Here is a 24789-nt window from a genome sequence, read left to right on the forward strand (position 1 = left end):
ATCCATGCGGGCTGCCCCGGCCTTCCGGGAACGTCTCAGCGATGTTGAGGCCGCCAGCACCGGCAGTTTCAGCGGCCCCATGTCCGGCGGCGATTCACATATTGGGACTGGACCCCGTAGGCCGGGTAAGCGTAGCGCCACCCGGCAAAATAACGGCGCAACAGGGTTGCCTGGAAGGTCATCAACGCTTGCCCGGCGGCGCTGCGCTTGCGGGGGCCTGGGGGGGGAGCCTACGGGAGGACTCCGTAGGCTGGGGAATGCACTAAGCCGCTATCCGGGAAGCTGGACTAGACCCGGGTTCCCCACAGGTCGTATTCGTCGGCGTGCTCGACTTTCACCCGCACCACGTCGCCCGGCTTAACGCGGGTTTCGCCGTTCAGGTAGACCGCGCCGTCGATTTCCGGGGCGTCGGCCATGCTGCGGCCAATGGCGCCTTCTTCATCAACTTCATCCACCAGCACCAGGATTTCGCGACCCACTTTTTCCTGCAGACGCTCGGCAGAGATCTGCTGCTGCAGCTGCATAAAGCGGTTCCAGCGCTCCTCTTTCACCTCTTCCGGCACCTGATCCGCCAGCTCATTGGCGGTGGCGCCTTCAACCGGGCTGTACTTGAAGCAGCCGACGCGGTCGAGACGCGCCTCTTTCAGGAAGTCGAGCAGCATCTGGAAATCTTCTTCCGTTTCCCCCGGGAAGCCCACGATAAAGGTGGAGCGCAGGGTCAGATCCGGGCAGATTTCACGCCACTGCTTGATGCGCGCCAGCTGACGGTCAGCGGAACCTGGACGCTTCATCAGCTTCAGGATGCGCGGGCTGGCGTGCTGCAGCGGAATATCGAGGTACGGCAGAATTTTGCCTTCTGCCATCAGCGGGATCACATCGTCAACGTGCGGGTACGGGTAGACATAGTGCAGGCGCACCCAGATGCCGAGCTTCGCCAGCTCTTCGCACAGGCTGACCATGCTGGTCTTCACCGGCATACCGTTGTGGAAACCGGTGCGGTGCTTGACGTCGACGCCGTAGGCGGAGGTGTCCTGCGAAATCACCAGCAGCTCTTTCACGCCAGCGTCAGCGAGGCGTTTGGCTTCCGCCAGCACTTCGCCAATCGGACGGCTCACCAGGTCGCCGCGCATGGACGGAATAATGCAGAAGGTGCAGCGATGGTTGCAGCCTTCAGAAATTTTTAAGTAGGCGTAGTGGCGCGGCGTCAGCTTAACGCCCTGTTCCGGCACCAGGCTCAGGAACGGGTTGTGCTTCGGCTTTGGCGTATAGTGGTGGACGTGCTCCAGCACCTGCTCATAGCTGTGCGGACCGGTGATCTCCAGCACCTTCGGGTGCACTTCACGGATCTGATCCTCTTTTGCGCCGAGACAGCCGGTGACGATCACCTTGCCGTTCTCTTTCAACGCTTCGCCGATCGCTTCCAGCGATTCCTGCACAGCGCTGTCGATAAAGCCGCAGGTATTAACGATCACCATATCGGCGTTGTCGTAGGTAGGGACGACGTCATAACCTTCGGTGCGCAGTTCGGTCAGGATACGCTCTGAGTCCACGAGGTTTTTCGGGCAGCCCAGGGAGACGAAGCCGATTTTCGGCTGGTGCGTGACATTGCTCATAGCTTAAAAAGTGTTCAATTATTGGAATGGTCAGGGCAGGAATTCTACAGATCTTTGCGAAAAAGAGTATAGCTCCGTCACGGTTAATGGTGAAAAAGCGCACCCAGCCCTGCCTTTCATGCCCCTGCCGCTAAAGCGGATCCCGCACGCCCCGGAGCAGAGGGGCGGGAAACGCTTCCGGCAAGCCGTGCGCGCAGGCGGCGATTCACGCCCGGCGTTGCTGCCGGGCAGAGACTTATTGCGCCGGGGTGACGGCTCCGGAGGGGGCGGCGCCGGGCTTTTTCGGCTCGCGCTTATCCTGCAGCGTGAAGACAGAGATCAAAGTAAAGAGCCCGGCGATGCCGCCGAGGATCAGATAGGTGTCGGCGAAGCCAATGGTATCGTACAGATAGCCAGCCAGCGGGGAGTAAATGGCGGTGGCGATCGAGGCGACAAACAGCACCAGTAAATAGACTGTCGAAGAGAGCTTGTGGTCGAAGTTGGCGGCGATGAATTTAAAGACCGACACCAGAATTAACGGTTTCTCCAGGGCATGCATCATTTTTACTGCGCCAATCCACACCGGTCCGAGAGGCACCGCCGAACCAACAATACGTACCGACATGATCAGCCCGGCAATGATCAGCGCCCACTTGGCGCCGGTCCGGTTAACAAACCACGGCATCAGGCATAAGAACAGCGTTTCGCCGCACACCTGAATGGAGGCGAGGATCCCATACCAGCGGTTGCCTTCCTCCGGCGTCGGGAACTGTTGCGAGAAGTACTGGGCAAACTGCTGATCGTAGGTGTCATAAATTTGCGTGACGAACAGGGTAAAGAGCAGCAGCATCCAGAACTGACCGTTCTTCGCCAGCTCGAGGGCATGGGAGACCTTCAGCGATTCGCTTCGCGCTACATCGGCGTCGGTTAATTCGATTTTGGTCAGCATAAAGCAGACGGCGGCGATGACGATGGCGAGGCTGGCGAGCCAGAAGGCCAGATTGGGATTGCTGTCGATATATTTACCGACGATCCAGGCCGCTGCCGCCCAGCCTAACGAGCCCCACATCCGCACCCGACCGTATTCGAACTGGTAGCGGCGGGAAATCTTATCGATATAAGAGTCGATCACCCCGCAGCCGGAGTTAAAGATGATCCCCAGATAGATCCCCCCCAGCAGCGCGCCAATCCAGAAGCTGTGCATCAGCAGCGGCGCGTAAACGTAGATAAAGAAGGGGCCTACCGGCAGGAGCAGGGTCACCAGCAGCCAGATAAGCCGTTTTTTCAGGCCGAACTTGTCGGAAATAAAGCCGAAGAAAGGCTGCATCAGCAGGGCGATAAAGGCGTTTACCGAGTAGAGCAGGCCGGTTTTCGTGGCGCTGATGCCAAGATGCTGGGTGGTCCAAATGACAAAGAAAGCCATGGTCGACGACCAGGCGAACAGGTAGAGGAAATCGAATAGACTCAACAGAAGGTAGTTTCTTTTACCGGGCGTCATGGTTCAGTTCCTTGCAAACGGGCAGAGAGATTATCAGCGAACCGCGGCCGCGGTCGCTGTTTTTATTAAATGTTATACGTATTACAGTAATGATTTGTTATGGCATTCTGTCTTACGATCGTGCAATAGCGTCTGCGATATAATGTGATCATTGCAGCACTATTTTGGCCACTTAATGGCGATTATGGCGATTTTGTTTCTTTGCGAAATTAAATGTGATCGTGTGACATTATTTTTGTTGTAGACCTGACAAAGCGGCAAGGTTGTCAAATTGTAAAGGGTGTTAAAGTCTTGGGAATAATTGACCTGGCGCATCATTTTGTACAAAAAATAACCGTATTATGGATAGGGTAAAGGACGACAGAGGAGGAACCGTGATGACCGTTGACAGACTATACCGCCACCTTTTGCAGAAGCTCATTAACGCCAATATCGATATTGACGCCTATCTGCAGCTGCGGAAGGCCAAAGGCTACATGTCAGTCAGCGAAAATGACCATCTGCGTGAAAACTTGTTTGAGCTTTGCCGTGAAATGCGTGCCCAGGCGCCGCGCCTGCAGCATGTCATTTCACCGGAGGAAAAGGATGCCCTTCGTTTGGCCGGCGAGTCCGTCGCCGCCGCTGCAGTATGCCTGATGAGCGGGCATCATGATTGTCCGCTGTACATCGCTGTTAACGTAGAGAAGCTAGAACGCTGTCTGACAGGATTGACTTCAAATATTCATAAATTGAATAAATTGTCGCCAATTCCTCATGCCTGATCGGCTGAAACCCAGGGGAAGTGGATGCTTCCCCTGTTAAAGGTTATGTAAAAATCCCCGCGCAAATTTCCCCGCTGGCTACCCTTTAGCGCAGAGCTGACGAAAGGAGAATGCCATGCGTCCGATCCCGCTGCTGTTGCTATTGAGCGCCCTGTCGCTGCCGGCCCTGAGCCAGGCCGCGGCGCGGGTGGAGGTATTGCAGAACCGGCTGGCCCATCCGTGGAGCCTGGCATTTCTCCCCGGCGACCAGGGCATGTTGATCACCCTGCGTGGCGGCGAGCTCAAGCGCTGGCAACCGGGTAAAGGCCTGTCGGCGCCGATAGCCGGCGTGCCGCAGGTGTGGGCCAACGGCCAGGGGGGCTTACTGGACGTGGCGCTGGCCCCGGATTTCGCGCAGTCGCGGCGGGTGTGGCTAAGCTATGCGGAAAGCGACGCCAGCGGCAAAGCGGGCACCGCGGTGGGCTACGGGCAGTTGAGCCAGGATGCCACCCAACTGACGAATTTCACCGTGGTGTTTCGCCAGCAGCCGAAACTCTCCGTCGGCAATCATTTTGGCGGCCGGCTGGTGTTTGACGGCAAAGGGCATCTCTTTATTGGCCTCGGGGAGAACAATCAGCGTCCCACCGCTCAGGATCTCGACAAGCTGCAGGGAAAAGTGGTCCGCCTGACGGAGAACGGGGGTGTGCCGCCGGATAATCCCTTTGTTGGCCGGGCCGACGTGAGGCCGGAGATCTGGGCCTACGGCATCCGCAACCCGCAGGGAATGGCGATAAATCCGTGGAGCGGGGCGCTGTGGCTGAACGAGCACGGCCCGCGCGGCGGGGATGAAATTAATATCCCGCAGGCGGGAAAAAACTACGGCTGGCCGCTGGCGACGCACGGCATTAACTACAGCGGCCTGCCCATTCCGGAGGCCAGGGGCAAAACGGTTCCGGGAACCGAGCCTCCCCTGTATGTCTGGCCGGTCTCGCCCGGGGTAAGCGGGATGGCCTTCTACGCGGCGCAGACCTTTCCCCAGTGGCAACATAAGCTGTTTATCGGCGCGCTGAAGGAGACGTCGCTGATTGTTCTGGCGGTGGACGGCAATCAGGTCCGCGAGGAGGGGCGCCTGCTGGAGGCGCGCGGGAAACGCATCCGCGACGTTCGCGTGGGACCCGACGGCTATCTGTATGTGTTAACCGACGAGTCTAACGGCGAGCTATTGCGGCTGAGTCCGGAGAAGTAGCGTCAGGTGACCGGGATCTGCACCACTTCGCGCCAGGCGGGACGCTGGCTAATCTGCTGATACCAGCGCTGCAGATGGGGCCGCGGTTGCCAGCTGTCGAGGATCGACAACAGGTTGTAGACGAAGGGGGCGACGGCAATATCGCCAAGGCCGAACTGCTCGCCAGAGAGCCACGGCATTTTGGCCAGTTCGTCATCCAGCATGGCGAATAGCGCTTCGCAGGCGCTGATCCCCGCGGCGATCGCCGCCGGGTCGCGTTGCTCCGGCGGCGTCCTCACCAGGCCCATTAACACCGGGCGATGAGCGGGAGAGAGGGTGCCGTTGGACCAGTCCATCCACTTTTCGCCTTGCGCGCGCTGCGCCGGCGCGGCCAGCCACAGACGGTCAACGCCATACTGGGCGGCAAGGTAGCGAATAATCGTATTTGATTCCCACAACACCACCCCGGTGGCATCGTCCTTTAACAGCGGCACCAGCCCGTTGGGGTTCATCGCCAGATATTCCGGGTCATGATTGAGACCAAACTCCAGCCCGGCGAGGATCTGCTCATACGGCAGATCCAGCTCCTCCAGCACCCAGCGCACTTTCTTCACGTTGGTCGAATTATTACGTCCCCACAGTGTAATCATTTTCGCTCCTGAGTTTGTTTCACTGCCGTTGCAGCGCGATCGGCGATCATGTTGGGATAAAGTTAATATTTAGGCAATCACGATCAAAAAAATTGTTCTGATTAAAGCACGGCGGCATGTTATTGCGTAAACTTTAAAAACTTTACCAACTCGCTGTTTCTTTAAGGTCATTTGTACGCTTTACTCACCGGTTGCTGCGGCGCGGTCAGAGTGGCGCGGCATATTTTGTTTGGAAAGGATACTTGGGTGGCTCTTATGATGCATGACGCTTTTTCCCTTCGCGGCCTCGCGGCAGGTTGCGCGCTGTTATTTCTTGTCGCACCTGCGGTGCAGGCTGCAGAACAACTCCCCGACGCCCCTTCGATTGACGCTCGCGCCTGGATCCTGATGGACTACGCCAGCGGGAAGGTGCTGAGCGAAGGCAATGCCGATGAAAAACTCGACCCGGCCAGTCTGACGAAGATCATGACCAGCTACGTGGTGGGGCAGGCGATAAAAGCGGGAAAAATTAAACTGACCGATATGGTGACCGTCGGGCGCGATGCCTGGGCGACCGGCAACCCGGCGCTGCGCGGCTCATCGGTGATGTTCCTCAAGCCCGGCATGCAGGTTTCCGTGGAAGATCTGAACAAAGGGGTCATCATTCAGTCCGGTAACGACGCCAGCATTGCCATTGCGGACTACGTGGCGGGCAGCCAGGACGCTTTCGTCAGCCTGATGAACGGCTACGCCAAAAAAATGGGGCTGACCAACACCACCTTTATGACCGTTCACGGCCTTGATGCGCCGGGACAGTTCAGTACCGCTCGCGATATGGCGTTGTTGACCAAAGCGATGATCCACGATGTACCGGAAGAGTACGCGGTACATAAAGAGAAAGAGTTCACCTTTAATAAAATTCGTCAGCCAAACCGTAACCGTCTGCTGTGGAGCACCAACCTCAACGCCGATGGCGTGAAAACCGGGACCACCGCCGGGGCCGGCTATAACCTGGTTTCTTCGGCCACGCAGGGCGATATGCGTCTGATTGCCGTGGTGCTGGGGACCAAAACCGACCGCATTCGTTTTAACGAGTCAGAAAAACTGCTGACCTGGGGCTTCCGCTTCTATGAAACCGTGACGCCGATTAAACCGGATGCCACCTTCGTCACTCAGCGCGTGTGGTTTGGCGACAGCAGCGAAGCGAAACTGGGGGCTGGCGAAGCGGGCTCTATCACCCTGCCGAAGGGGCAGTTGAAAAACCTGAAAGCCAGCTACACCTTAAACCAGCCGCAGCTTACCGCGCCGCTGGAGAAGGGGCAGGTGGTCGGGACTATCGACTTTAAGCTGAATGATAAAACCATCGAGCAGCGCCCGCTGATCGTCATGGAGCCGGTGAAAGAGGGCGGTTTCTTCAGCCGAATGATCGACTTCGTACTGATGAAATTGCACGGCTGGTTCGGCAGCTGGTTCTCCTGATGTCATGACCGCGCCCGGCGGGGCGCGGTCCGTTCATGTTCAGTACAGCAGCGAAATCTGCTGCGCCTTCGCCAGCGCGACCAGCTCGTCATCCGGGCAGATGTCGCTGGCGATCACATCAAACTTCGCTAACGCCCCCATGCGCGCCGGACGCACTTTGCCAAACTTGCTGTGGTCTACCACCAGCACGTGGTAGCGCGCGTGTCGCATCGCCCAGTGCTTGACCGGCAGTTCCTCCAGGTTATAGCAGGTTGCCCCTTGCTCGCAGTCAATGCCCGCCGCCGAGTAAAAGGCGATGTCAGGGCTCAGATGGCTGAGGGTATCCTCAAGGCTCAGCGGCATAAAAATCGCGTTGCTGGCATGAAATTCCCCACCGCACAGGACCGCGCGGCACTGGGGCTTTTCCTGCAGGGCCAGAAAGGTGTTCAGGGAGTAGCAGACGCCGGTGAAGGGCAGGGCGTCGTCAATGGCGTCGATGATCCACGGGGTGGTGGTCCCGCAGTCGAAGAAGGCCATCTGATGGGCCTCCAGCAGCGCGGCCGCATGGCGGGCGGCACGGCGTTTTTCTTCGACCAGCCGGGTTTTTTGGTCGCTGAGCAGGTAATGGGTGGCGCTGCGCGGCTCCAGCACAATGTATCCGCCGAGCAGCACGACCGGACCGCTGTGGCCGTTGAGGTCGCGACGAATGGTCATTTCCGACACCCCGAGCAGGGAGGCCGCTTCTTTCAGATGCAGCTTATCGCTGCGCTTGAGTGCCTGAATGAGCTGACTGATGCGTTCGTCACGGCGAGTTTCCATATTCCCTCTGCGCTAAAATCGCCCTGCGGAGGCAGGGCGTTAGCGGGATTTTACCTGTCGCTTGCGGGTTAGTCACGCGGTCGCCGCCGCGACGGTCGGCGTTTAGCCGCGCACCCAGCCTTTGCGGATCGGCAGGGAGAAGCAGAGGCGATAGAGGCGCTGCAGCTGACGGTACAGCGCCGAGCCGACAGTATGCCAGATTAGCGCCGCGCCAAGGCAGCCGCACATCCCGGCCAGCAGGCCGCCGACCATGTCCAGCGGCCAGTGGACGCCGAGATAGACGCGGGACCACGCGATGGCGGCGGCAAGGGCCATCAGCAGGGCGCCGGACCAGACGCGGTGCCAGAACAGGAAGGCCAGGGCAAAGGTAAAGCTGACGGTGCCGTGGTCGCTGGGGAAGGAATCGTCCGCCGCGTGGTGCAGGAAGTTATAGCCCACGCCAGCGACAAACGGCCGATCGTGCGGATAGAGGTGGCCGATCGCCCATGAGACGGTCAGGCTGATGCTCAGCGCCAGCATCAGCTTAAACACCATCTGCCGCTGGGCAGGCCCCCACAGCCACAAGGTCACCACCAGCAGGGGCACGATCAGAATTAGATCTTTAGCGATGAAAATCGCCACCTCAATGGCCCACTGCGGCGAGGCCGGGGTCGCGTTGAGCAGGGCGAACAGCGCGTAGTTAATATTTTCCAGCATAGACTTCCAGGCTCGTTGGTCCGATAGCAAATAAGCCGCTTACCCTAAATAAAAGCGGTGCGGAGATAAAGCAGTATTGTCTTAAATATCAGGTTGTTAAGAAATGTCGCCTTCTGAGGTGCGGCGCTAACTCCCTGAAAAGCGTCAGTATATCCTTTGTCACATGGCTGAAACATAAACGGAATATATACGCAGAGTGAATTGCTAAGACGAGCCCTGACGCTGGCGCGCAACTCGCAATATTGTGCGGTGTCACCCACAATTCACTATCTCCGCGCCGGGAGTTTCATTACACTTTGCGCGATTTTTGATAGATAAGAGATTTCATGCAAAATTATTCGCTTTCAGGTCGCCGCCTCGGAAGGCAGGCGCTGCTGTTCCCGCTATGTCTGGTGCTGTACGAGTTTTCCACCTATATCGGCAACGATATGATCCAGCCGGGTATGCTGGCCGTGGTTCAGGAGTTTCAGGTGGGCAACGAGTGGGTTCCCACCTCGATGACCGCTTATCTGGCCGGCGGCATGTTTCTACAGTGGCTGCTGGGGCCGCTGTCGGACCGTATTGGCCGCCGTCCGGTGATGTTGACCGGGGTGGTGTGGTTTATCGTCACCTGCCTGGCGACGTTGCTGGCGCAGACCATTGAACAGTTCACCCTGCTGCGCTTCCTGCAGGGGATCAGCCTGTGTTTTATCGGCGCGGTCGGCTACGCGGCGATCCAGGAGTCCTTTGAGGAGGCGGTGTGTATTAAAATCACCGCCCTGATGGCCAACGTGGCGCTGATTGCCCCGCTGCTGGGGCCGCTGGTGGGCGCCGCCTGGGTGCATATCCTGCCGTGGGAGATGATGTTCGTGCTGTTCGCCGTGCTGGCGGCTATCTCGTTTGTCGGCCTGCAGCGGGCGATGCCGGAAACCGCGACGCGACTGGGTGAAAAGCTGTCGGTCAAAGAGCTGGGCCGCGACTATCGGCTGGTGCTAAAGAACCTGCGCTTCGTCGCCGGCGCGCTGGCTACCGGCTTTGTCAGCCTGCCGCTGCTGGCGTGGATCGCCCAGTCGCCGGTGATTATTATCAGCGGCGAACAGGCGACAAGCTATGAGTATGGCATGCTGCAGGTGCCGATTTTCGGCGCGCTGATTGCCGGCAACCTGGTGCTGGCGCGCCTGACTTCGCGCCGTACCGTGCGCTCGCTGATTATCATGGGCGGCTGGCCGATCGTGTTTGGCCTGCTCCTCTCCGCGGCGGCGACGGTGGTCTCTTCCCACGCCTATCTGTGGATGACCGCCGGTCTGAGCTTCTACGCCTTCGGGATTGGCCTGGCGAACGCCGGCCTGGTGCGCTTAACCCTGTTCGCCAGCGAGATGAGCAAAGGCACGGTTTCGGCGGCGATGGGGATGCTGCAGATGCTGATCTTCACCGTCGGCATCGAGCTCAGCAAACATGCTTACGAGCTCGGCGGCAACGGGCTGTTCAGCCTGTTTAACCTGTTGGGCGGGGTACTGTGGCTGGGGCTGATGATCTACTTCCTGAAAGATAAAAGCGTCGGCAATTCGCAGCAGGGATAACCGGTTGAAAACCCGGATGCGCTCGCATCCGGGTCTTATCAGGCGAATGGCGCTTCGCGATCCAATACCTTATCGATAATCTGCAGAACACCCTCTTCGTTATTGTGCGGCGCGTGATAGCGGGCGACGGCTTTGACGTCTTCCCGGGCGTTGGCCATGGCGAAGCCAAATCCGGCGTGCTGCAGCATTTCGATATCGTTGCCGCTGTCGCCGAACGCCACCACCTCGTGATCTTCAATACCCCAGCGCTGCTGCAAAATACGCAGGCCGTTGGCTTTGTGCACCCCCGGGATAATTAAATCGATGCTACCGTAGCCGGTGGCTACGGCTGTCACCATGTCCCCCAACGCCGCGTGCAGCTTCGGCTGAATTTCCGGGATCAGGCGGTCCGGCACGTTGAGACCAAATTTGAGGATGGTGTCATCGAGATGGTTAAAATCATCCACCAGTTCAAGGCGGTGATAATACTTCGCCGCCACCGTCTTCAGCGCGTCGTTGTAGCGGTTGAGGGTGTAGGCGCTGCGCTTCCCGCAGGCGATGATTTCGATATTCGGCAGCGTCTGCAGATGGTCGACCACGGCGTTGAAATGGTGAACCGGCAGCTGGCAGTTGAAGACGTCTTCATTGTCGCTCACCACCCAGCCGCCGTTTTCCGCCACGAAGGCGATCTGGTGGGCGATCTCCGGGAAGAAGGAGATCAGCTGGTAGTACTGGTTGCCGCTGGCGACCACGAAGCGAATGTTTTGCTCGCGCATTCGCTGATACTGGGCGAGGAAGCGCGGCCGGTTGTAAGTTTTGGCATCGCTTAAAAAGGTGCCGTCCATATCCACCGCAATCAGTTTGATGCTCATTAGCTGTTCTCCATAACGGGTTCAGACTGTGGCTTAGCCACCGCGCGGGCGACCAGCGCTGCCACCATCACCAGGCCCAGCACCACCATCATGGCGCTGCGCAGGCCGAAATGCTCGCCGAGGAAGCCCAGCAGCGGCGGCCCGACGAGGAAAGCAAGATACCCGGTAATCGCCACCACGCTGACGCGCTTAGGGGCATCCGGACCGGTATCGCTGGCGGCGGAGATGGTCAACGGGAAGCCGAGCGAGGCGCCAATGCCCCACAGCAGCACCGAAATGCCCGCCACCCAGGGGTTGTCGACGAAGATAATCAGGCCAATGCCCAGAGCGCCCATCACCGCGCTGCCACGAACCACCGTCACCCGGCTGTAGCGATCGATAAACCAGCCGCCGGTAAAGCGGCCCAGCGTCATGCCGAGGGTGAAGCCGGCATAGATCAGCGAGCCGGAGGTGGGGCTAAAGCCGTGGCCGTCCACCATCAGCAGCGGCAGCCAGTCATTGGCTGAGCCTTCGGCGAAGGCCATCGCCAGGACGATGACCCCGATAAGCAGCAGCTGCGCATCGCGCCATACCGGCAGACCTTTCGCCTCGCCGTGGGCGGCTTCGGCGGCATTTTTACCGGTACCCTCCGGAATGGCGCGGATAGCAATGGCGATGGGCAGGATGGCTACCAGCGCGGCCGCCAGGATATGCGGGGCGGCGGGAAGGCCGAACCCGGTCACCGCCATGCCCACCCCGGCGCCGAACAAGGTGCCAAAGCTGTAGAAGCCGTGCATCATCGGCAGCACCGTTTTATTCATCTCCCGCTCAACCGCCGCGCCTTCGACGTTAATGGCGACCTCTGCCGAGCCAAAGCTGGCGCCAAAGATGGCCAGACCGAAGGCGAACAGCGGGGCGGAGGCAAGCCACAGCGCCAGGCTGAGCACCAGCATGCCGAGTACGGCGAAGGACATGGTGGTGCGGATGACCTTGCGGGTGCCGAAACGCTTCACCAGCCACGCCGAGCAGAGAATACCGCTCATCGACCCCACCGACAGGCCAAACAGCACGACGCCCATCTCTGCGGTAGAAAGCGCCAGCAGATCGCGGATCGCCGGCGTGCGGGTGGCCCAGGAGGCCATTAACAAGCCGGGGATGAAAAAGAACATAAACAGCGCCCACAGTCGAAGCTGGAGCGCTCTGCGCGAAGATTGCGTCGTCATCCGTAAACGCCTTAAAGGAGAAGAGTGAAGACAACAGTAGCAAGCATGTGTACATTTGTACATAAACCGGAAGAGGAAAATCATGGCCCGTAGACCGAACGATCCGCAGCGCCGCGAGCGCATCCTGCAGGCGACGCTGGACACCATCGCGGCGCACGGCGTCCATGCGGTGACGCACCGTAAAATCGCCACCTGCGCGAATGTGCCGCTGGGGTCGCTGACCTACTATTTCAGCGGCATCGAGGCGCTGATCGCGGAGGCGTTCAGCCTGTTTACCGCCGAGATGTCTGCGCAGTATCAGCAAAGCTTCGCCGGGGTAGCGAACCGGCAACAAGCCTGCGATGCCATCGCGGAGCTGATCTTCAGCGCCCAGGTGACCACGGCGCGCAATATGGAGCTGATGTACCAGCTGTATGCGTTCTGTAGCAGCCAGCCAGCGCTGAAGGCGGTGATGCAGAACTGGATGCGGCGCAGCCAGCAGACGCTGGAGCAGTGGTTTGCCCCCGACACCGCCCGCGGCCTCGACGCCTTTATTGAAGGGATGACCCTGCACTTTGTCACCGACCGCGCGCCGCTGTCGAAGGCGGCGATCCGCATGATGGTCGGGCAGCTGGCGGGGGAGAGGGCGCAGGAAGAGGAGTGCTGAGGCGTCGTTTCACCCGGAATGGCTAAACGCAGGCAACAAAAAACCCATCAACCTTGAACCGAAGTGGCGGGGTTGATGGGCTCCACAAAATGGGGACATCAAAGAAAAGCAGTGGCATTACTTATGACTGATGCCCTGAGAAAAAGTTCTGCCTGTGGCGGCTTTTTTCGCAAAAAATTTATTGTAGCCCCGGCCAGATGATCACGATGAGCGTCCCGGCGAGGGTGAGCAGCACGTTGGCGATGGCGTAGGTGCCCGCATAGCCGAGCGCCGGAATGTTGCTGCGCGCGGTATCGCTAATGATCTCCATCGCCGGGGCGCAGGTGCGCGCCCCCATCATGGCGCCGAACAGCATCGCCCGGTTCATGCGCAGCACATAGGCGCCAAACAGGAAGCAGATCACCACCGGCACCAGGCTAACGATAAGCCCTGCCGCCAGCATCTGGCCGCCGACGGCGCCCAGCCCGTTATTGATCCCGGCCCCGGCGCTGAGCCCGACCCCGGCCATAAACACCATCAGGCCAAACTCTTTCACCATGTTCAGCGCCCCCTGCGGGATATAGCCGAAGGTTGGGTGGTTGGCGCGCAGGAAGCCAAGCATGATGCCGGCGAACAGCAGGCCGGCGGCGTTGCCGATGCCGAAGCTGAAGGAGCTGAACTGGAAGGTGATCATGCCGATCATCAGGCCGACGATAAAGAAGGCGCAGAAGGCCAGCAGGTCGGTCACCTGGCTGTGAATGGAGATAAAGCCGATGCGGTCGGCTACGGTCTTCACGCGGCGGGCGTCGCCGCTGACCTGCAGCACGTCGCCTTTGTTCAGCACCACGTTGTCGTCGATAGGCATCTCGATCTGGCTGCGAATAACCCGGTTTAAGAAGCAGCCGTGGTCGGTGAGCTTGAGCTGCGCCAGGCGGCGGCCGACGGCGTTGTGGTTTTTGACCACAATCTCTTCGGTGACGATGCGCATGTCGAGCAGATCGCGGTCGAACACCTCTTTACCGTTGCGGAAGCTCGGGTCGAGGCGAGCGTGCGCGTCCGGGTAGCCCACCAGCGCAATATCGTCGCCCATCTGCAGCACCGCGTCGCCGTCCGGGTTGGCCAGAATGCCGTTGCGGCGGATGCGTTCGATATAGCAGCCGGTCTGGCGATAAATGCCCAGCTCGCGCAGATTTTTGCCATCCGCCCACGCCACCAGCTCCGGGCCGACGCGATAGGCGCGGATCACCGGCAGGTAAACTTTACGTTTGGAATCGGTATCGAGGCCGCGCTCGCGGGCGATTTGCTGGGCGCTGGTCTGCAGATCCTGATGCTGCAGCTTGGGCATATAGCGGGCGCCGACGATGAGGCTCACCAGACCAACCAGGTAGGTCAGGGCATAGCCGAGGCTCAGATGGTCAAGCGACTGCGCCAGCTGATCGCTGGGCAGGCCGAAATGGCGCAGAGTGTCACCCGCGCCCACCAGCACCGGGGTGGAGGTCATCGCCCCCGCCAGCATACCGGCGGTGAGCCCGATATCCCAGCCGAACACTTTACCCAACACCATGGCGATCAGCATCGCGCTGCCGACCATCACCAGCGCCAGCATCAGATAGTTTTTCCCGTCACGGAAAAAAATCGAAAAAAAGTTAGGACCGGCTTCCACGCCGACGCAAAAAATAAACAGCATAAAGCCGAGATTAAGGGCATCGGTGTTAATCGCGAAATGCTGCTGACCTAATAATAGAGAAACGACTAAAACGCCAATGGAATTACCAAGTTGTACTGAGCCGAGACGCAGTTTTCCCAGGCATAGTCCTAATGCAAGTACAACGAATAATAACAGGATGTAATTCCCGTTTAACAAATCTGCGACGTTTATATTCACGAAAGCCAACTTCTCGTTTACTAGTAAGTTGTTGAAGGAAATGGTTATTTGGTCTAAGGTTGCTCAGGCGTTCGCGTTGTCGCGAACCTATTCTGGCACCCTGTTATAACCAGCAAAAATATACCCGCTAGTTTAATCCTTCCTGGATGCGGCGGCTAGTGACAATCGTTTTCAGGCTGGCAGGGGAGTTATTGGCATGGATTGCCGAAATGCTTTATCTGACTGGGCGACGTGGACGTGAGTTAGAGGCAACATCAGGAGGATACGGTGAAATCTGAGCGTAGTTGGGCCGGCATTATCTGTGGCTTCGTTCTGTTCATTGTGGTGTGCTTATCGTTGTTGTTACATATGAAAGGGGCCTTTCGCGCCAGCGGCAACCCGGAGCTGGGCCTGCTCTTCTTTTTGCTGCCAGGAGCGGCGGCGAGCTGTCTCTCTCCCGGTCGTCGGGTGCTGCGTCCTTTGCTCGGCGCGATGCTGGCGGCGCCGGTCTGTATGGTGACGATGCGGCTGTTTTTCGTCACGCACCGGACGTTCTGGCAGGAGATGGCGTGGGTACTGAGCGCGGTGTTCTGGTGTGCGCTGGGGGCGTTGTGCTTTTTGTTTATCTGCGCCTGGCTTGATACCTGGCGCAGTCATTCATCGAGCAAATAAATTTACTCAGGCAAACAGGCCAAGGTTCTCTTTCGCCCAGGCTTCGAAATCGGTGCAACCGCCGATGTGTTTCTGGTCGACGAAAATCTGCGGTACGGTTTCAACCGGTTTGCCGACGGTTTTTTCCAGGTCAGCTTTGCTGATGCCTTCGGCGTGAATATCCACGTAACGGTAGTTAAAATCATCACGCTCGTTGGTCAGTTTTTCGGCCAGCTCTTTGGCGCGAACACAGTAAGGGCAGCCTGGACGACCAAAAATAACAGTAAACATTGCTTCTCTCCTTAAACCTCAGCCGGATGGCGAATGGCGCTTATGATGCCTGCATTGGTCGGTGAGGGAAAGCAGGTTCTGCCTTTTGCTTCGATGGTTTACGGCTATGTTTGATAAATGTCTTACTATCAAAACCCGTATACTGACCCGGCGGCGCGGCGGCATTGGCTGGCGCGTTGCGTTTATCAACCGGAGAGGCGTGATGCGAAAATTTGCCCCGTTGCCGAAAAGCATTCTGCTGGTTGAGATCCTCGGGATGGGGCTGTTAACCCTTGCCTGGCTCTCACTTAACCAGTATGTCCAGCTGCCTGCGCCCATTGCCAGCCCGACCGCGGCGCTGGTGATGCTCTTTGTCGGGATCGTGCTGATGATCCCCGCCGCCATCGTCGTGATGTGGCGGATGGCGCAGATCGTGGCCCCGCAGTTAACCCACTCTCCTGAGCCTGAATCCTTGTCTGACAGAGAAAAACGAAATGACGCCGACCATTGAGCTGCTGCGCAGCCACCGTTCTATCCGCCACTTCACCGATGCGCCCGTGAGCGACGAACAGCGCGCGGCGATTATCGCCAGCGCGCAAGCGGCATCTACCTCGAGTTTTTTACAGTGCACCTCCATCATCCGTATTACTGACCCGGCCCTGCGTGAACGTCTGGTCCCGCTGACCGGCGGCCAGCAGCATGTCGCCCAGGCGGCGGAGTTTTGGGTGTTCTGCGCCGACTTTAATCGCCACCTGCAGATCTGCCCGCAGGCGGAGCTGGGGCTGGCGGAACAGCTGCTGATCGGCGTTGTCGATACGGCGCTGCTGGCGCAGAACGCGCTGACCGCCGCCGAGTCCCTCGGGCTGGGCGGCGTCTATATCGGCGGGTTGCGCAACAGCATCGAGGCGGTGACCGAGCTGCTGGAGCTGCCAAAGCACGTCCTGCCGCTGTTCGGCCTTTGCCTTGGCTGGCCGGCGGATAACCCGGACATCAAGCCGCGGATGCCGGCCGCCATGCTGGTGCATGAGAACCGCTATCAGCCGCTGGATAACGCGCTGCTGGCGGAGTATGACGACCAGTTGGCGCACTATTATCTGTCGCGCGGCAGCAACGCCCGCCGCGATACCTGGAGCGATCATATCCGTCGCACTATCGTGAAAGAGAGTCGTCCGTTTATTCTCGACTATCTGCATAAGCAGGGGTGGGCAACGCGCTGATTACGTGTACACTGCTGCTCCGGCCAGGCGGTATCCACCGCTGGCGGCAGGAAAGGTGAAAATGTGTTCGATAGCTGAGGCCCGCCAGAGCGGGTCTTTTTGCAGAGGTGCAGGATGAAAATTGCCATATTATCCCGGGATGGAACGCTTTATTCATGTCGACGCCTGCGCGAAGCGGCGCAACAGCGCGGGCATCAGGTCGAGATCCTCGATCCGCTTTCCTGTTATATGAACGTCAGTCCGGTGGCCTCGTCGATCCACTACAAAGGTCGCCAGCTGCCGCACTTTGATGCGGTGATCCCGCGCATTGGCTCAGCGATCACTTACTATGGCACCGCGGCCCTGCGACAGTTTGAGCTCCTGGGAAGCTATCCGCTGAACGAATCGGTCGCTATTACCCGCGCTCGCGATAAGCTTCGCTCGCTGCAGCTGCTGGCGCGCCAGGGCATCGATCTGCCGCTGACCGGCATCGCTCACTCCCCCGATGACACCAGCGATCTGATCGCCATGGTCGGCGGCGCGCCGCTGGTGGTGAAGCTGGTGGAGGGCACCCAGGGGATCGGCGTGGTGCTGGCGGAGACCCGTCAGGCGGCGGAGAGCGTGATAGACGCCTTTCGCGGGCTGAACGCCCACATCCTGGTGCAGGAGTACATTGCCGAGGCGAAAGGCTGCGATATTCGCTGCCTGGTGGTCGGCAATGAGGTAGTGGCGGCGATCGAACGGCGGGCGAAAGAGGGCGATTTTCGCTCTAACCTGCACCGCGGCGGCATGGCCTCGGTGGCGCAGATTAGCGACGAGGAGCGGGCCATCGCCATCAAGGCGACGCAAACCCTGGGGCTGGACGTCGCCGGTGTCGATATTTTACGCGCCACCCGCGGGCCGCTGGTGATGGAGGTAAATGCCTCGCCCGGGCTGGAAGGGGTGGAAACCACCTCCGGTGTGGACATCGCCAGCAGGATGATCGCCTGGATCGAGCGCCAGGCGACACCGGAATTCTGTTTGAAAATAGGCGGCTAACCGCCGGATGCAAGACTGTCATGGTATGCGGCGCTTTTTTTGCGTAAGCTATGGCGTCGTTTTTCCACTGTAAGAGGTCACAGGCACTATGGATTCACTGGTCGTTCCGGGTCTGGATACGCTACGTCGCTGGCTGGATGAGATCGGCATCAGCTTTTTTGAGTGCGATTCCTGCCAGGCATTGCACCTGCCGCATATGCAGAATTTCGACGGTATTTTTGATGCCAAAATTGACCTGGTGGACAACGTGGTGCTCTTTTCCGCCCTGGCGGAGGTGAAGCCGACAGCTCTGTTGGCGCTGTCAGCGGATCTCTCGGCCATCAACGCCAGCTCGTTAACCGTGAAGGCGTTTATCGACATTCAGGACGATAATTTGCCCAAGCTGGTGGTCTGCCAGTCGCTGTCTATCGGTCCTGGGGTGACCATGGAGCAGTTCGCCTGGTTCTTCCGCCAAAGCGAGGAGCAGATCTCGATGGTGATCCTCGAAGCCGGCGCCAATCAGCTGCTGTACAAAGGCGAAGAAGAAGAGCCGGCCGCGGAAAACGTGCAATACCATTTTCTTCACTAAACCTGCCTAAAATTAGCGCAGCCACTACCGCAGCGGCTGCGTATTACCCGCTTTTATTCTGTATTTAACCTTCCTTTAAAGCATTATTCACCGCCATTCAGGCCGTTTTGGCTTATCACGTAGACCGTTACTGCATAAAAATTTGATAAAAGGCGTTTTTTTACCTGGGCTATAGCCTCTTATTCTGGCTACAGTTATTCTGGCGATGCTTCCAGTTGCGAGCAACCACTCCGGGAGAGATCCGCTCTCCTTTTCTCAGGCAATGAAAAAATATGCATGATTTTTGCATGCGTAGAAATGCGTATATTTGAGCCCGTAAGTTAACGGGCGTTGAGAAGGAAAAGAGATATGACCGCCTTTGGTAAAAAATGGTTAACAGGTCTGGTTACGGGTGCGCTGATGGCCGTCTCTGCCGGTTCGCTCGCCGCCGAACAAAAAACCCTGCATGTCTATAACTGGTCTGATTATATTGCGCCGGACACTGTGGCCAATTTCGAAAAAGAGACCGGGATTAAAGTCGTGTATGACGTTTTTGATTCCAATGAAGTGCTGGAAGGCAAATTAATGGCCGGCAGCACCGGTTTCGATCTGGTGGTGCCGTCGGCAAGCTTCCTTGAGCGCCAGCTGGCGGCGGGGGTGTTCCAGCCGCTGGATAAGAGCAAGCTGCCCAACTGGAAGAACCTTGATCCCGAAGTGCTGAAGCTGGTCGCCAAGCATGACCCGGATAATAAATACGCTATGCCTTACCTGTGGGCGACGACGGGCATTGGCTATAACGTGGATAAAGTGAAAGCCGTCCTCGGCAAAGATGCGCCGGTGGACAGCTGGGATCTGGTGCTGAAGCCGGAGAATCTTGAAAAACTGAAAAGCTGCGGCGTCTCCTTCCTCGACGCGCCGGAAGAGATTTTCGCCACTGTGCTGAACTACCTTGGCAAGGATCCGAACAGCAGCAAAGCGAATGATTACACCGGTCCGGCTACCGATCTGCTGCTGAAGCTGCGGCCGAACATCCGCTACTTCCACTCTTCGCAATATATTAACGACCTCGCCAATGGCGACATCTGCGTGGCGATCGGCTGGGCAGGGGACGTCTGGCAGGCGGCAAACCGTGCGAAAGAGGCCAAGAACGGCGTCAACGTCTCTTACTTTATTCCGAAAGAGGGCGCGCTGGCGTTCTTTGACGTCTTTGCCATGCCGGCCGACGCCAAAAATAAAGATGAGGCCTATCAGTTCCTTAACTATCTGATGCGCCCGGATGTGATCGCCAAAATCAGCGACCAGGTGTTCTACGCTAACGGCAACAAGGCTTCCACGCCGCTGGTCAGCGAGACTATCCGTAACAACCCGGCGATTTATCCGCCAGCGGATGTGTTCGCCAAACTGTTCACGCTGAAGGTGCAGGATCCGAAGATCGACCGCGTGCGTACCCGCGCGTGGACCAAAGTGAAGAGCGGTAAATAAACTCTGACGGCCCGGTAAGCGGGCCGAATCAGAACGGCACTCGCCGGGAAATGGCAGCGCGCCCGGCGAGCAGAAGCACCAGGATGGTGCACATGCACTGTTAAGCACGAAGTATGGCACCGGACCATATGGTGATCGTTTTTTTGCCGGAGAGCACCCGATTGAACGACGTAATGCCCCGCCCACAGGCGAAAGCCCCCAAAGCGCTGACCCCGCTGCTGGAAATCCGTAACTTAACCAAGTCGTTTGACGGCCAGCATGCTGTCGACGATGTCAGTCTCACTATTTACAAAGGCGAAATTTTTGCTCTGCTGGGCGCATCAGGCTGCGGGAAATCGACCCTGCTGCGCATGCTGGCGGGCTTTGAGCAACCGACCGCCGGACAGATTATGCTCGACGGCGTGGATCTGGCGCGCGTGCCGCCCTATCAGCGGCCTATCAATATGATGTTCCAGTCCTACGCCCTGTTTCCCCATATGACCGTTGAGCAGAATATCGCCTTCGGCCTGAAACAGGATCGTCTGCCGAAGGCGGAAATCACCGCCCGGGTGCAGGAGATGCTGGCTCTGGTGCACATGCAGGAGTTCGCTAAACGTAAGCCGCACCAGCTCTCTGGCGGCCAGCGCCAGCGTGTCGCGCTGGCGCGCAGTCTGGCGAAACGACCTAAGCTGCTGCTGCTCGACGAACCGATGGGGGCGCTGGATAAAAAGCTGCGCGATCGCATGCAGCTGGAGGTGGTGGATATTCTTGAGCGCGTTGGCGTGACCTGCGTGATGGTGACCCACGATCAGGAAGAGGCCATGACCATGGCGGGCCGTATCGCCATCATGAACCGCGGCAAGTTTGTGCAGATTGGCGAACCGGAAGAGATTTACGAACACCCGACCACCCGCTACAGCGCCGAGTTCATCGGCTCGGTGAACGTCTTTGAAGGACTGGTGAAAGAGCGCCTCGAAGATGGCCTGGTGCTGAGCTCGCCGGGCCTGATGCATCCGCTGAAGGTTGACCCCGACGCCTCGGTGGTGGACAACGTGCCGGTATGGGTGGCGCTGCGTCCGGAGAAGATCATGCTGTGCGATGAGCCGCCGGCGGATGGCTACAATTTTGCCGTCGGCGAGGTGATTCATATCGCCTATCTGGGGGATCTCTCTATCTATCATGTGCGCCTGCAAAGCGGGCAGATGATCAGCGCCCAGCTGCAGAATGAGCACCGCCATCGGAAAGGGACGCCCACCTGGGGTGACGAGGTGCGTTTATGCTGGGATGCGGACAGCTGCGTTGTACTGACGGTGTAAGGAGAGGGCGATGAGTACCGTTGAATCCCCGTCAGGGGCGAAAAAACCGGGCGGCTTCGCGCTGTGGGTGGCGCGCCTGCAGATGGCGCATGGCCGCAAGCTGGTGATCGCGCTGCCCTATCTGTGGCTGATCCTGTTGTTTATGCTGCCGTTCCTGATCGTGTTCAAGATAAGTCTTGCCGAGATGGCGCGGGCGATCCCTCCCTACACCGATCTGATGGAGTGGGCGGATGGTCAGCTGACGCTGACCCTTAACTTTGCCAACTTCCTGCAGCTGACCGACGATCCGCTCTATTTCGAGGCTTATCTGCAGTCGCTGCAGGTGGCGGGCATCTCGACGCTCTGCTGCCTGCTGCTGGGCTATCCGCTGGCCTGGGCGGTGGCGCACAGCAAGCCATCGACGCGCAATATTCTGCTGCTGCTGGTGATCCTTCCGTCGTGGACGTCGTTTTTGATCCGCGTCTATGCCTGGATGGGGCTGTTGAAGAGCAACGGGGTGTTGAATAACTTCCTGCTGTGGCTAGGGGTTATCGATCAGCCGCTGGAGATCCTGCACACCAACCTGGCGGTTTATATCGGTATCGTCTACGCCTATCTGCCGTTTATGGTGCTGCCTATCTACACCGCGCTGACCCGCATCGACTATTCGTTGGTGGAGGCCTCGCTGGACCTCGGCGCCCGGCCCCTGAAGACCTTCTTTCAGGTGATCGTTCCGCTCACCAAAGGGGGGATTATCGCTGGCTCCATGCTGGTGTTTATCCCGGCGGTGGGGGAGTTCGTGATCCCGGAGCTGCTGGGCGGGCCGGACAGCATTATGATTGGCCGCGTGCTGTGGCAGGAGTTCTTTAACAACCGCGACTGGCCGGTCGCCTCGGCGGTGGCGATTGTCATGCTGCTGTTGCTGATTGTGCCGATCATGTGGTTCCACAAGCACCAGCAAAAACAGATGGGGGAGCAGGGATGAACGACTTGCCTGTAGTACGCTCGCCGTGGCGCATTCTGATCCTCGTGCTCGGGTTCACCTTCCTTTATGCCCCGATGCTGATGCTGGTGATCTACTCGTTCAACAGCTCAAAGCTGGTGACGGTCTGGGCCGGGTGGTCGACGCGCTGGTATAGCGAACTGTTCCACGATGACGCGATGATGAGCGCGGTGGGGCTGAGCTTGACTATCGCCGCCTGCGCGGCGACGGCGGCGGCGATCCTGGGCACCATCGCCGCGGTGGTGATGGTGCGCTTTGGGCGTTTTCGCGGCTCCAACGGCTTCGCGTTTATGATCACCGCGCCGCTGGTCATGCCGGACGTGATCACCGGGCTCTCGCTGCTGCTGCTGTTCGTGGCGCTGGGTCACGCCATCGGCTGGCCGTCGGATCGCGGGATGTTGACCATCTGGCTGGCGCACGTCACCTTCTGTACCGCCTACGTGGCGGTGGTGATCTCCTCGCGCCTGCGTGAGCTGGACCACTCGATCGAAGAGGCGGCGATGGATCTGGGCGCCGCGCCGCTGAAGGTCTTCTTCGTCATCACGCTGCCGATGATTATGCCGGCGGTGATCTCCGGCTGGCTGCTGGCCTTCACGCTGTCGCTGGATGACCTGGTGATCGCCAGCTTTGTCTCCGGTCCCGGGGCCACGACCTTGCCGATGCTGGTCTTCTCCAGCGTGCGCATGGGGGTCAACCCGGAGATCAACGCCCTGGCGACGCTCATCCTCGGCGTGGTCGGTATTGTTGGTTTTATCGCCTGGTATTTGATGGCCCGCGCAGAAAAGCAGCGAGTGCGCGATATCCAGCGTGCAAGACAAGGCTGAACCACCTAAAATCGGTACAGCAGCCTCCGGTCGGCGCCACCCTGTGGCGCCGTTTTCATGGAAGACATTACGTTGGGATTGTTTACGAAAACTCGCTCATCGCATGCCCGCCTTAACGTCCCTGCGCTGGTGCAGGTGGCGGCCTTTGCGATTATTTTGATTCGCGGTTTGGATCTGCTGATGATCCTCAATCTGTTGGGCCTGCAGGGGCTGAACGAATTCATACACCGTAGCGTCCAGACCTGGAACCTGACGCTGGTCTTCCTCGGCAGCCTGGCGCTGGTGTTTATCGAAATCTGGTGCGCCTTCTCGCTGGTGAAAGGGCGCAACTGGGCGCGCTGGGTCTATCTGCTGACGCAGATGATAGCCGCCGGCTACCTGTGGGCGGCGTCGCTGGGTTACGGGTATCCGGAGTTGTTCAGCATTCCCGGCGAATCCAAACGGGAGATCTTCCACTCGCTGGTGATGCAAAAACTGCCGGATCTGCTGGTCCTGACGCTGCTGTTTGTGCCTGCGAACTGCCGCCGGTTTTTCCGCCTGCAATAACGGTGATACAATCCCCGCCCCTGGAATTTTGAAGGTCAATTATGCATTGCGCACTCTACGACGCCGGCCGCTGCCGCTCCTGTCAATGGCTGGAACGGTCGGTTCCGCAACAGCTCGCCGATAAAATGGCCGACCTGCGCACGCTGCTGGCAGCGATCCCCGTCGCCGACTGGGGCGAGCCGGTCAGCGGGCCGGAGGCGGCATTCCGTAACAAGGCCAAAATGGTGGTCAGCGGCAGCGTTGAGCGTCCGCTGCTGGGGATGCTGCACCGCGACGGCACCCCGGTGGATCTCACCGACTGCCCGCTCTATCCCGCCGAGTTTGCGCCGGTGTTTGCCGTCCTGAAGCCCTTTATCGCCCGCGCCGGGTTAACCCCCTACAACGTCGCGCGCAAGCGCGGGGAGCTGAAATATCTGCTGCTAACCGCCAGCCAGCAAGGGGAGATGATGCTGCGCTTCGTGCTGCGCTCAGAGGCCAAGTTGGCCCAGCTGCGCGCCGCGCTGCCCTGGTTACAGGCACAGTTGCCGCAGCTTAAGGTGATCACGGCGAATATCCAGCCAGTGCATATGGCTATTATGGAAGGCGAGCAGGAGATCTTCTTCACTGAACAGCAGGCGCTGGGGGAGGTCTTTAATGAGGTGCCGCTGTGGATCCGTCCGCAAAGCTTCTTTCAAACTAACCCGACGGTAGCCAGCCGGCTGTACGCCACCGCCCGCGACTGGGTGCGCGCGCTGCCGGTCCAGCATATGTGGGATCTGTTTTGCGGCGTCGGGGGTTTTGGCCTGCACTGCGCGACGCCGGCGATGCGCCTGACCGGTATAGAGATTGCCCCGGAGGCGATCGCCTGCGCCAGGCAGTCTGCCGCGCAGCTGGGGCTCAGCAATCTGCATTTTCAGGCGCTGGACTCCACGCAGTTCGCCACGCATGAAGCGGATATCCCGCAGCTGGTGCTGGTCAACCCGCCGCGTCGCGGCATTGGCGCCGAACTGTGCGACTATTTAAGCCGCATGGCGCCGCCCTATATTATCTATTCCAGCTGTAACGCCCGCACCATGGCGACCGACATTGCTCTTCTTAGCGGCTATCGCGTCGAGCGGGTCCAGCTATTTGATATGTTCCCCCACACCGCCCACTATGAAGTGCTGACCCTGCTGGTCCGCGAAGTTTAAACAAAATGTGAAGGCTTTGCGTCGCAGAGAT

General features: G+C 58.9%; 25 protein-coding genes. 16 read left to right on the forward strand and 9 right to left on the reverse strand.

The genetic code is table 11. From position 1 onward, the window contains the following. Positions 1 to 287: 287 nt before the first annotated feature. A complete protein-coding gene (gene rimO / locus CE636_RS23780) occupies positions 288 to 1613 on the reverse strand; it encodes a 30S ribosomal protein S12 methylthiotransferase RimO (RefSeq protein WP_004141985.1) in 1326 nt (441 codons plus the stop codon). 235 nt (positions 1614 to 1848) lie between these two features. Beyond that, positions 1849 to 3090 (reverse strand): oligosaccharide MFS transporter, encoded by a 1242-nt coding sequence (locus CE636_RS23785; protein WP_017900143.1) that lies wholly within the window; start codon positions 3088 to 3090, stop codon positions 1849 to 1851. 377 nt (positions 3091 to 3467) lie between these two features. Between CE636_RS23785 and bssR the strand changes: the two genes are divergently transcribed. Both bssR and CE636_RS23795 read left to right on the forward strand, forming a co-directional pair. After that, the gene (gene bssR, locus CE636_RS23790; protein WP_004201285.1) at positions 3468 to 3851 is read left to right on the forward strand and encodes a biofilm formation regulator BssR; all 384 of its coding nucleotides are present in this window, start codon (positions 3468 to 3470) and stop codon (positions 3849 to 3851) included. A 115-nt stretch (positions 3852 to 3966) separates the two neighbouring features. After that, complete coding sequence (locus CE636_RS23795; protein ID WP_004201287.1) at positions 3967 to 5076, forward strand: PQQ-dependent sugar dehydrogenase; 1110 nt, start codon at positions 3967 to 3969, stop codon at positions 5074 to 5076. A gap of 2 nt (positions 5077 to 5078) precedes the next feature. Here the strand turns inward: CE636_RS23795 and CE636_RS23800 are convergent, their stop codons facing one another. Beyond that, a complete protein-coding gene (locus CE636_RS23800) occupies positions 5079 to 5705 on the reverse strand; it encodes a glutathione S-transferase family protein (protein WP_017900142.1) in 627 nt (208 codons plus the stop codon). 255 nt (positions 5706 to 5960) lie between these two features. On the opposite strand from CE636_RS23800, the gene dacC reads away from it, so the two are divergent. After that, a complete protein-coding gene (gene dacC, locus CE636_RS23805) occupies positions 5961 to 7163 on the forward strand; it encodes a serine-type D-Ala-D-Ala carboxypeptidase (protein WP_004201290.1) in 1203 nt (400 codons plus the stop codon). Between the two features lie 39 nt (positions 7164 to 7202). On the opposite strand, the gene deoR is transcribed toward dacC, so the two are convergent. Both deoR and ybjG read right to left on the reverse strand, forming a co-directional pair. Continuing rightward, the gene (deoR, locus tag CE636_RS23810) at positions 7203 to 7961 is read right to left on the reverse strand and encodes a DNA-binding transcriptional repressor DeoR (protein ID WP_004151717.1); all 759 of its coding nucleotides are present in this window, start codon (positions 7959 to 7961) and stop codon (positions 7203 to 7205) included. A 102-nt stretch (positions 7962 to 8063) separates the two neighbouring features. Next, the gene (ybjG, locus tag CE636_RS23815; RefSeq protein ID WP_004201292.1) at positions 8064 to 8657 is read right to left on the reverse strand and encodes an undecaprenyl-diphosphate phosphatase; all 594 of its coding nucleotides are present in this window, start codon (positions 8655 to 8657) and stop codon (positions 8064 to 8066) included. Positions 8658 to 8983: 326 nt separating this feature from the next. On the opposite strand from ybjG, the gene kdeA reads away from it, so the two are divergent. Further along, positions 8984 to 10216: a multidrug efflux MFS transporter KdeA gene (gene kdeA / locus CE636_RS23825; RefSeq protein ID WP_004201293.1), complete on the forward strand. Its 1233-nt coding sequence runs from the start codon at positions 8984 to 8986 to the stop codon at positions 10214 to 10216. A 38-nt stretch (positions 10217 to 10254) separates the two neighbouring features. Here the strand turns inward: kdeA and CE636_RS23830 are convergent, their stop codons facing one another. Beyond that, entirely contained in the window at positions 10255 to 11067 is an 813-nt protein-coding gene (locus CE636_RS23830) for a Cof-type HAD-IIB family hydrolase (protein ID WP_017900140.1), read from the reverse strand. Next, a complete protein-coding gene (locus CE636_RS23835; protein WP_017900139.1) occupies positions 11067 to 12269 on the reverse strand; it encodes an MFS transporter in 1203 nt (400 codons plus the stop codon). Before CE636_RS23835 ends, CE636_RS23830 begins: the two co-directional genes overlap by 1 nt. Before the next feature lie 82 nt (positions 12270 to 12351). Between CE636_RS23835 and CE636_RS23840 the strand changes: the two genes are divergently transcribed. Then, a complete protein-coding gene (locus CE636_RS23840) occupies positions 12352 to 12915 on the forward strand; it encodes a TetR/AcrR family transcriptional regulator (RefSeq protein WP_017900138.1) in 564 nt (187 codons plus the stop codon). 178 nt (positions 12916 to 13093) lie between these two features. Here CE636_RS23840 and CE636_RS23845 read toward each other — a convergent pair whose 3' ends face one another. Continuing rightward, positions 13094 to 14779, reverse strand: coding sequence for an aspartate:alanine antiporter (locus tag CE636_RS23845; RefSeq protein WP_004179131.1), 1686 nt, complete (start codon positions 14777 to 14779; stop codon positions 13094 to 13096). A gap of 267 nt (positions 14780 to 15046) precedes the next feature. Between CE636_RS23845 and ybjM the strand changes: the two genes are divergently transcribed. Beyond that, positions 15047 to 15430 carry an inner membrane protein YbjM gene (ybjM, locus tag CE636_RS23850; RefSeq protein WP_004201325.1) on the forward strand — a complete coding sequence of 128 codons (384 nt, stop codon included), beginning with the start codon at positions 15047 to 15049 and terminating at the stop codon, positions 15428 to 15430. Positions 15431 to 15436: 6 nt separating this feature from the next. On the opposite strand, the gene CE636_RS23855 is transcribed toward ybjM, so the two are convergent. Then, entirely contained in the window at positions 15437 to 15700 is a 264-nt protein-coding gene (locus CE636_RS23855; protein ID WP_002896352.1) for a GrxA family glutaredoxin, read from the reverse strand. Positions 15701 to 15902: 202 nt separating this feature from the next. On the opposite strand from CE636_RS23855, the gene CE636_RS23860 reads away from it, so the two are divergent. The 10 genes from CE636_RS23860 (at position 15903) to rlmC (ending at position 24758) form a co-directional block, all read left to right on the forward strand. After that, complete coding sequence (locus tag CE636_RS23860) at positions 15903 to 16190, forward strand: YbjC family protein (protein ID WP_025999158.1); 288 nt, start codon at positions 15903 to 15905, stop codon at positions 16188 to 16190. Then, a complete protein-coding gene (gene nfsA / locus CE636_RS23865; RefSeq protein ID WP_004201327.1) occupies positions 16174 to 16896 on the forward strand; it encodes a nitroreductase NfsA in 723 nt (240 codons plus the stop codon). The genes CE636_RS23860 and nfsA overlap by 17 nt, the downstream gene beginning before the upstream one ends. A 114-nt stretch (positions 16897 to 17010) precedes the next feature. Continuing rightward, a complete protein-coding gene (rimK, locus tag CE636_RS23870) occupies positions 17011 to 17913 on the forward strand; it encodes a 30S ribosomal protein S6--L-glutamate ligase (protein WP_004201328.1) in 903 nt (300 codons plus the stop codon). An 88-nt stretch (positions 17914 to 18001) separates the two neighbouring features. After that, entirely contained in the window at positions 18002 to 18481 is a 480-nt protein-coding gene (locus tag CE636_RS23875; protein WP_017899416.1) for a YbjN domain-containing protein, read from the forward strand. A 348-nt stretch (positions 18482 to 18829) separates the two neighbouring features. Continuing rightward, entirely contained in the window at positions 18830 to 19942 is a 1113-nt protein-coding gene (gene potF, locus CE636_RS23880; RefSeq protein ID WP_004201329.1) for a spermidine/putrescine ABC transporter substrate-binding protein PotF, read from the forward strand. A gap of 161 nt (positions 19943 to 20103) precedes the next feature. Further along, positions 20104 to 21237: a putrescine ABC transporter ATP-binding subunit PotG gene (potG, locus tag CE636_RS23885; RefSeq protein ID WP_002896370.1), complete on the forward strand. Its 1134-nt coding sequence runs from the start codon at positions 20104 to 20106 to the stop codon at positions 21235 to 21237. A 10-nt stretch (positions 21238 to 21247) separates the two neighbouring features. Then, the gene (potH, locus tag CE636_RS23890; protein ID WP_017899417.1) at positions 21248 to 22201 is read left to right on the forward strand and encodes a putrescine ABC transporter permease PotH; all 954 of its coding nucleotides are present in this window, start codon (positions 21248 to 21250) and stop codon (positions 22199 to 22201) included. Beyond that, a complete protein-coding gene (gene potI, locus CE636_RS23895) occupies positions 22198 to 23043 on the forward strand; it encodes a putrescine ABC transporter permease PotI (protein ID WP_002896372.1) in 846 nt (281 codons plus the stop codon). The genes potH and potI overlap by 4 nt, the downstream gene beginning before the upstream one ends. A gap of 57 nt (positions 23044 to 23100) precedes the next feature. After that, on the forward strand, positions 23101 to 23589 hold the full coding sequence (locus tag CE636_RS23900; protein WP_004201332.1) for a YbjO family protein: 489 nt from the start codon (positions 23101 to 23103) through the stop codon (positions 23587 to 23589). A 41-nt stretch (positions 23590 to 23630) separates the two neighbouring features. Further along, on the forward strand, positions 23631 to 24758 hold the full coding sequence (gene rlmC / locus CE636_RS23905; protein ID WP_017899418.1) for a 23S rRNA (uracil(747)-C(5))-methyltransferase RlmC: 1128 nt from the start codon (positions 23631 to 23633) through the stop codon (positions 24756 to 24758). Positions 24759 to 24789: the final 31 nt, after the last annotated feature.

The sequence above is a fragment of the Klebsiella sp. LY genome (genome assembly GCF_004010915.1).
GTDB classification, from domain to species: domain Bacteria; phylum Pseudomonadota; class Gammaproteobacteria; order Enterobacterales; family Enterobacteriaceae; genus Klebsiella; species Klebsiella quasipneumoniae.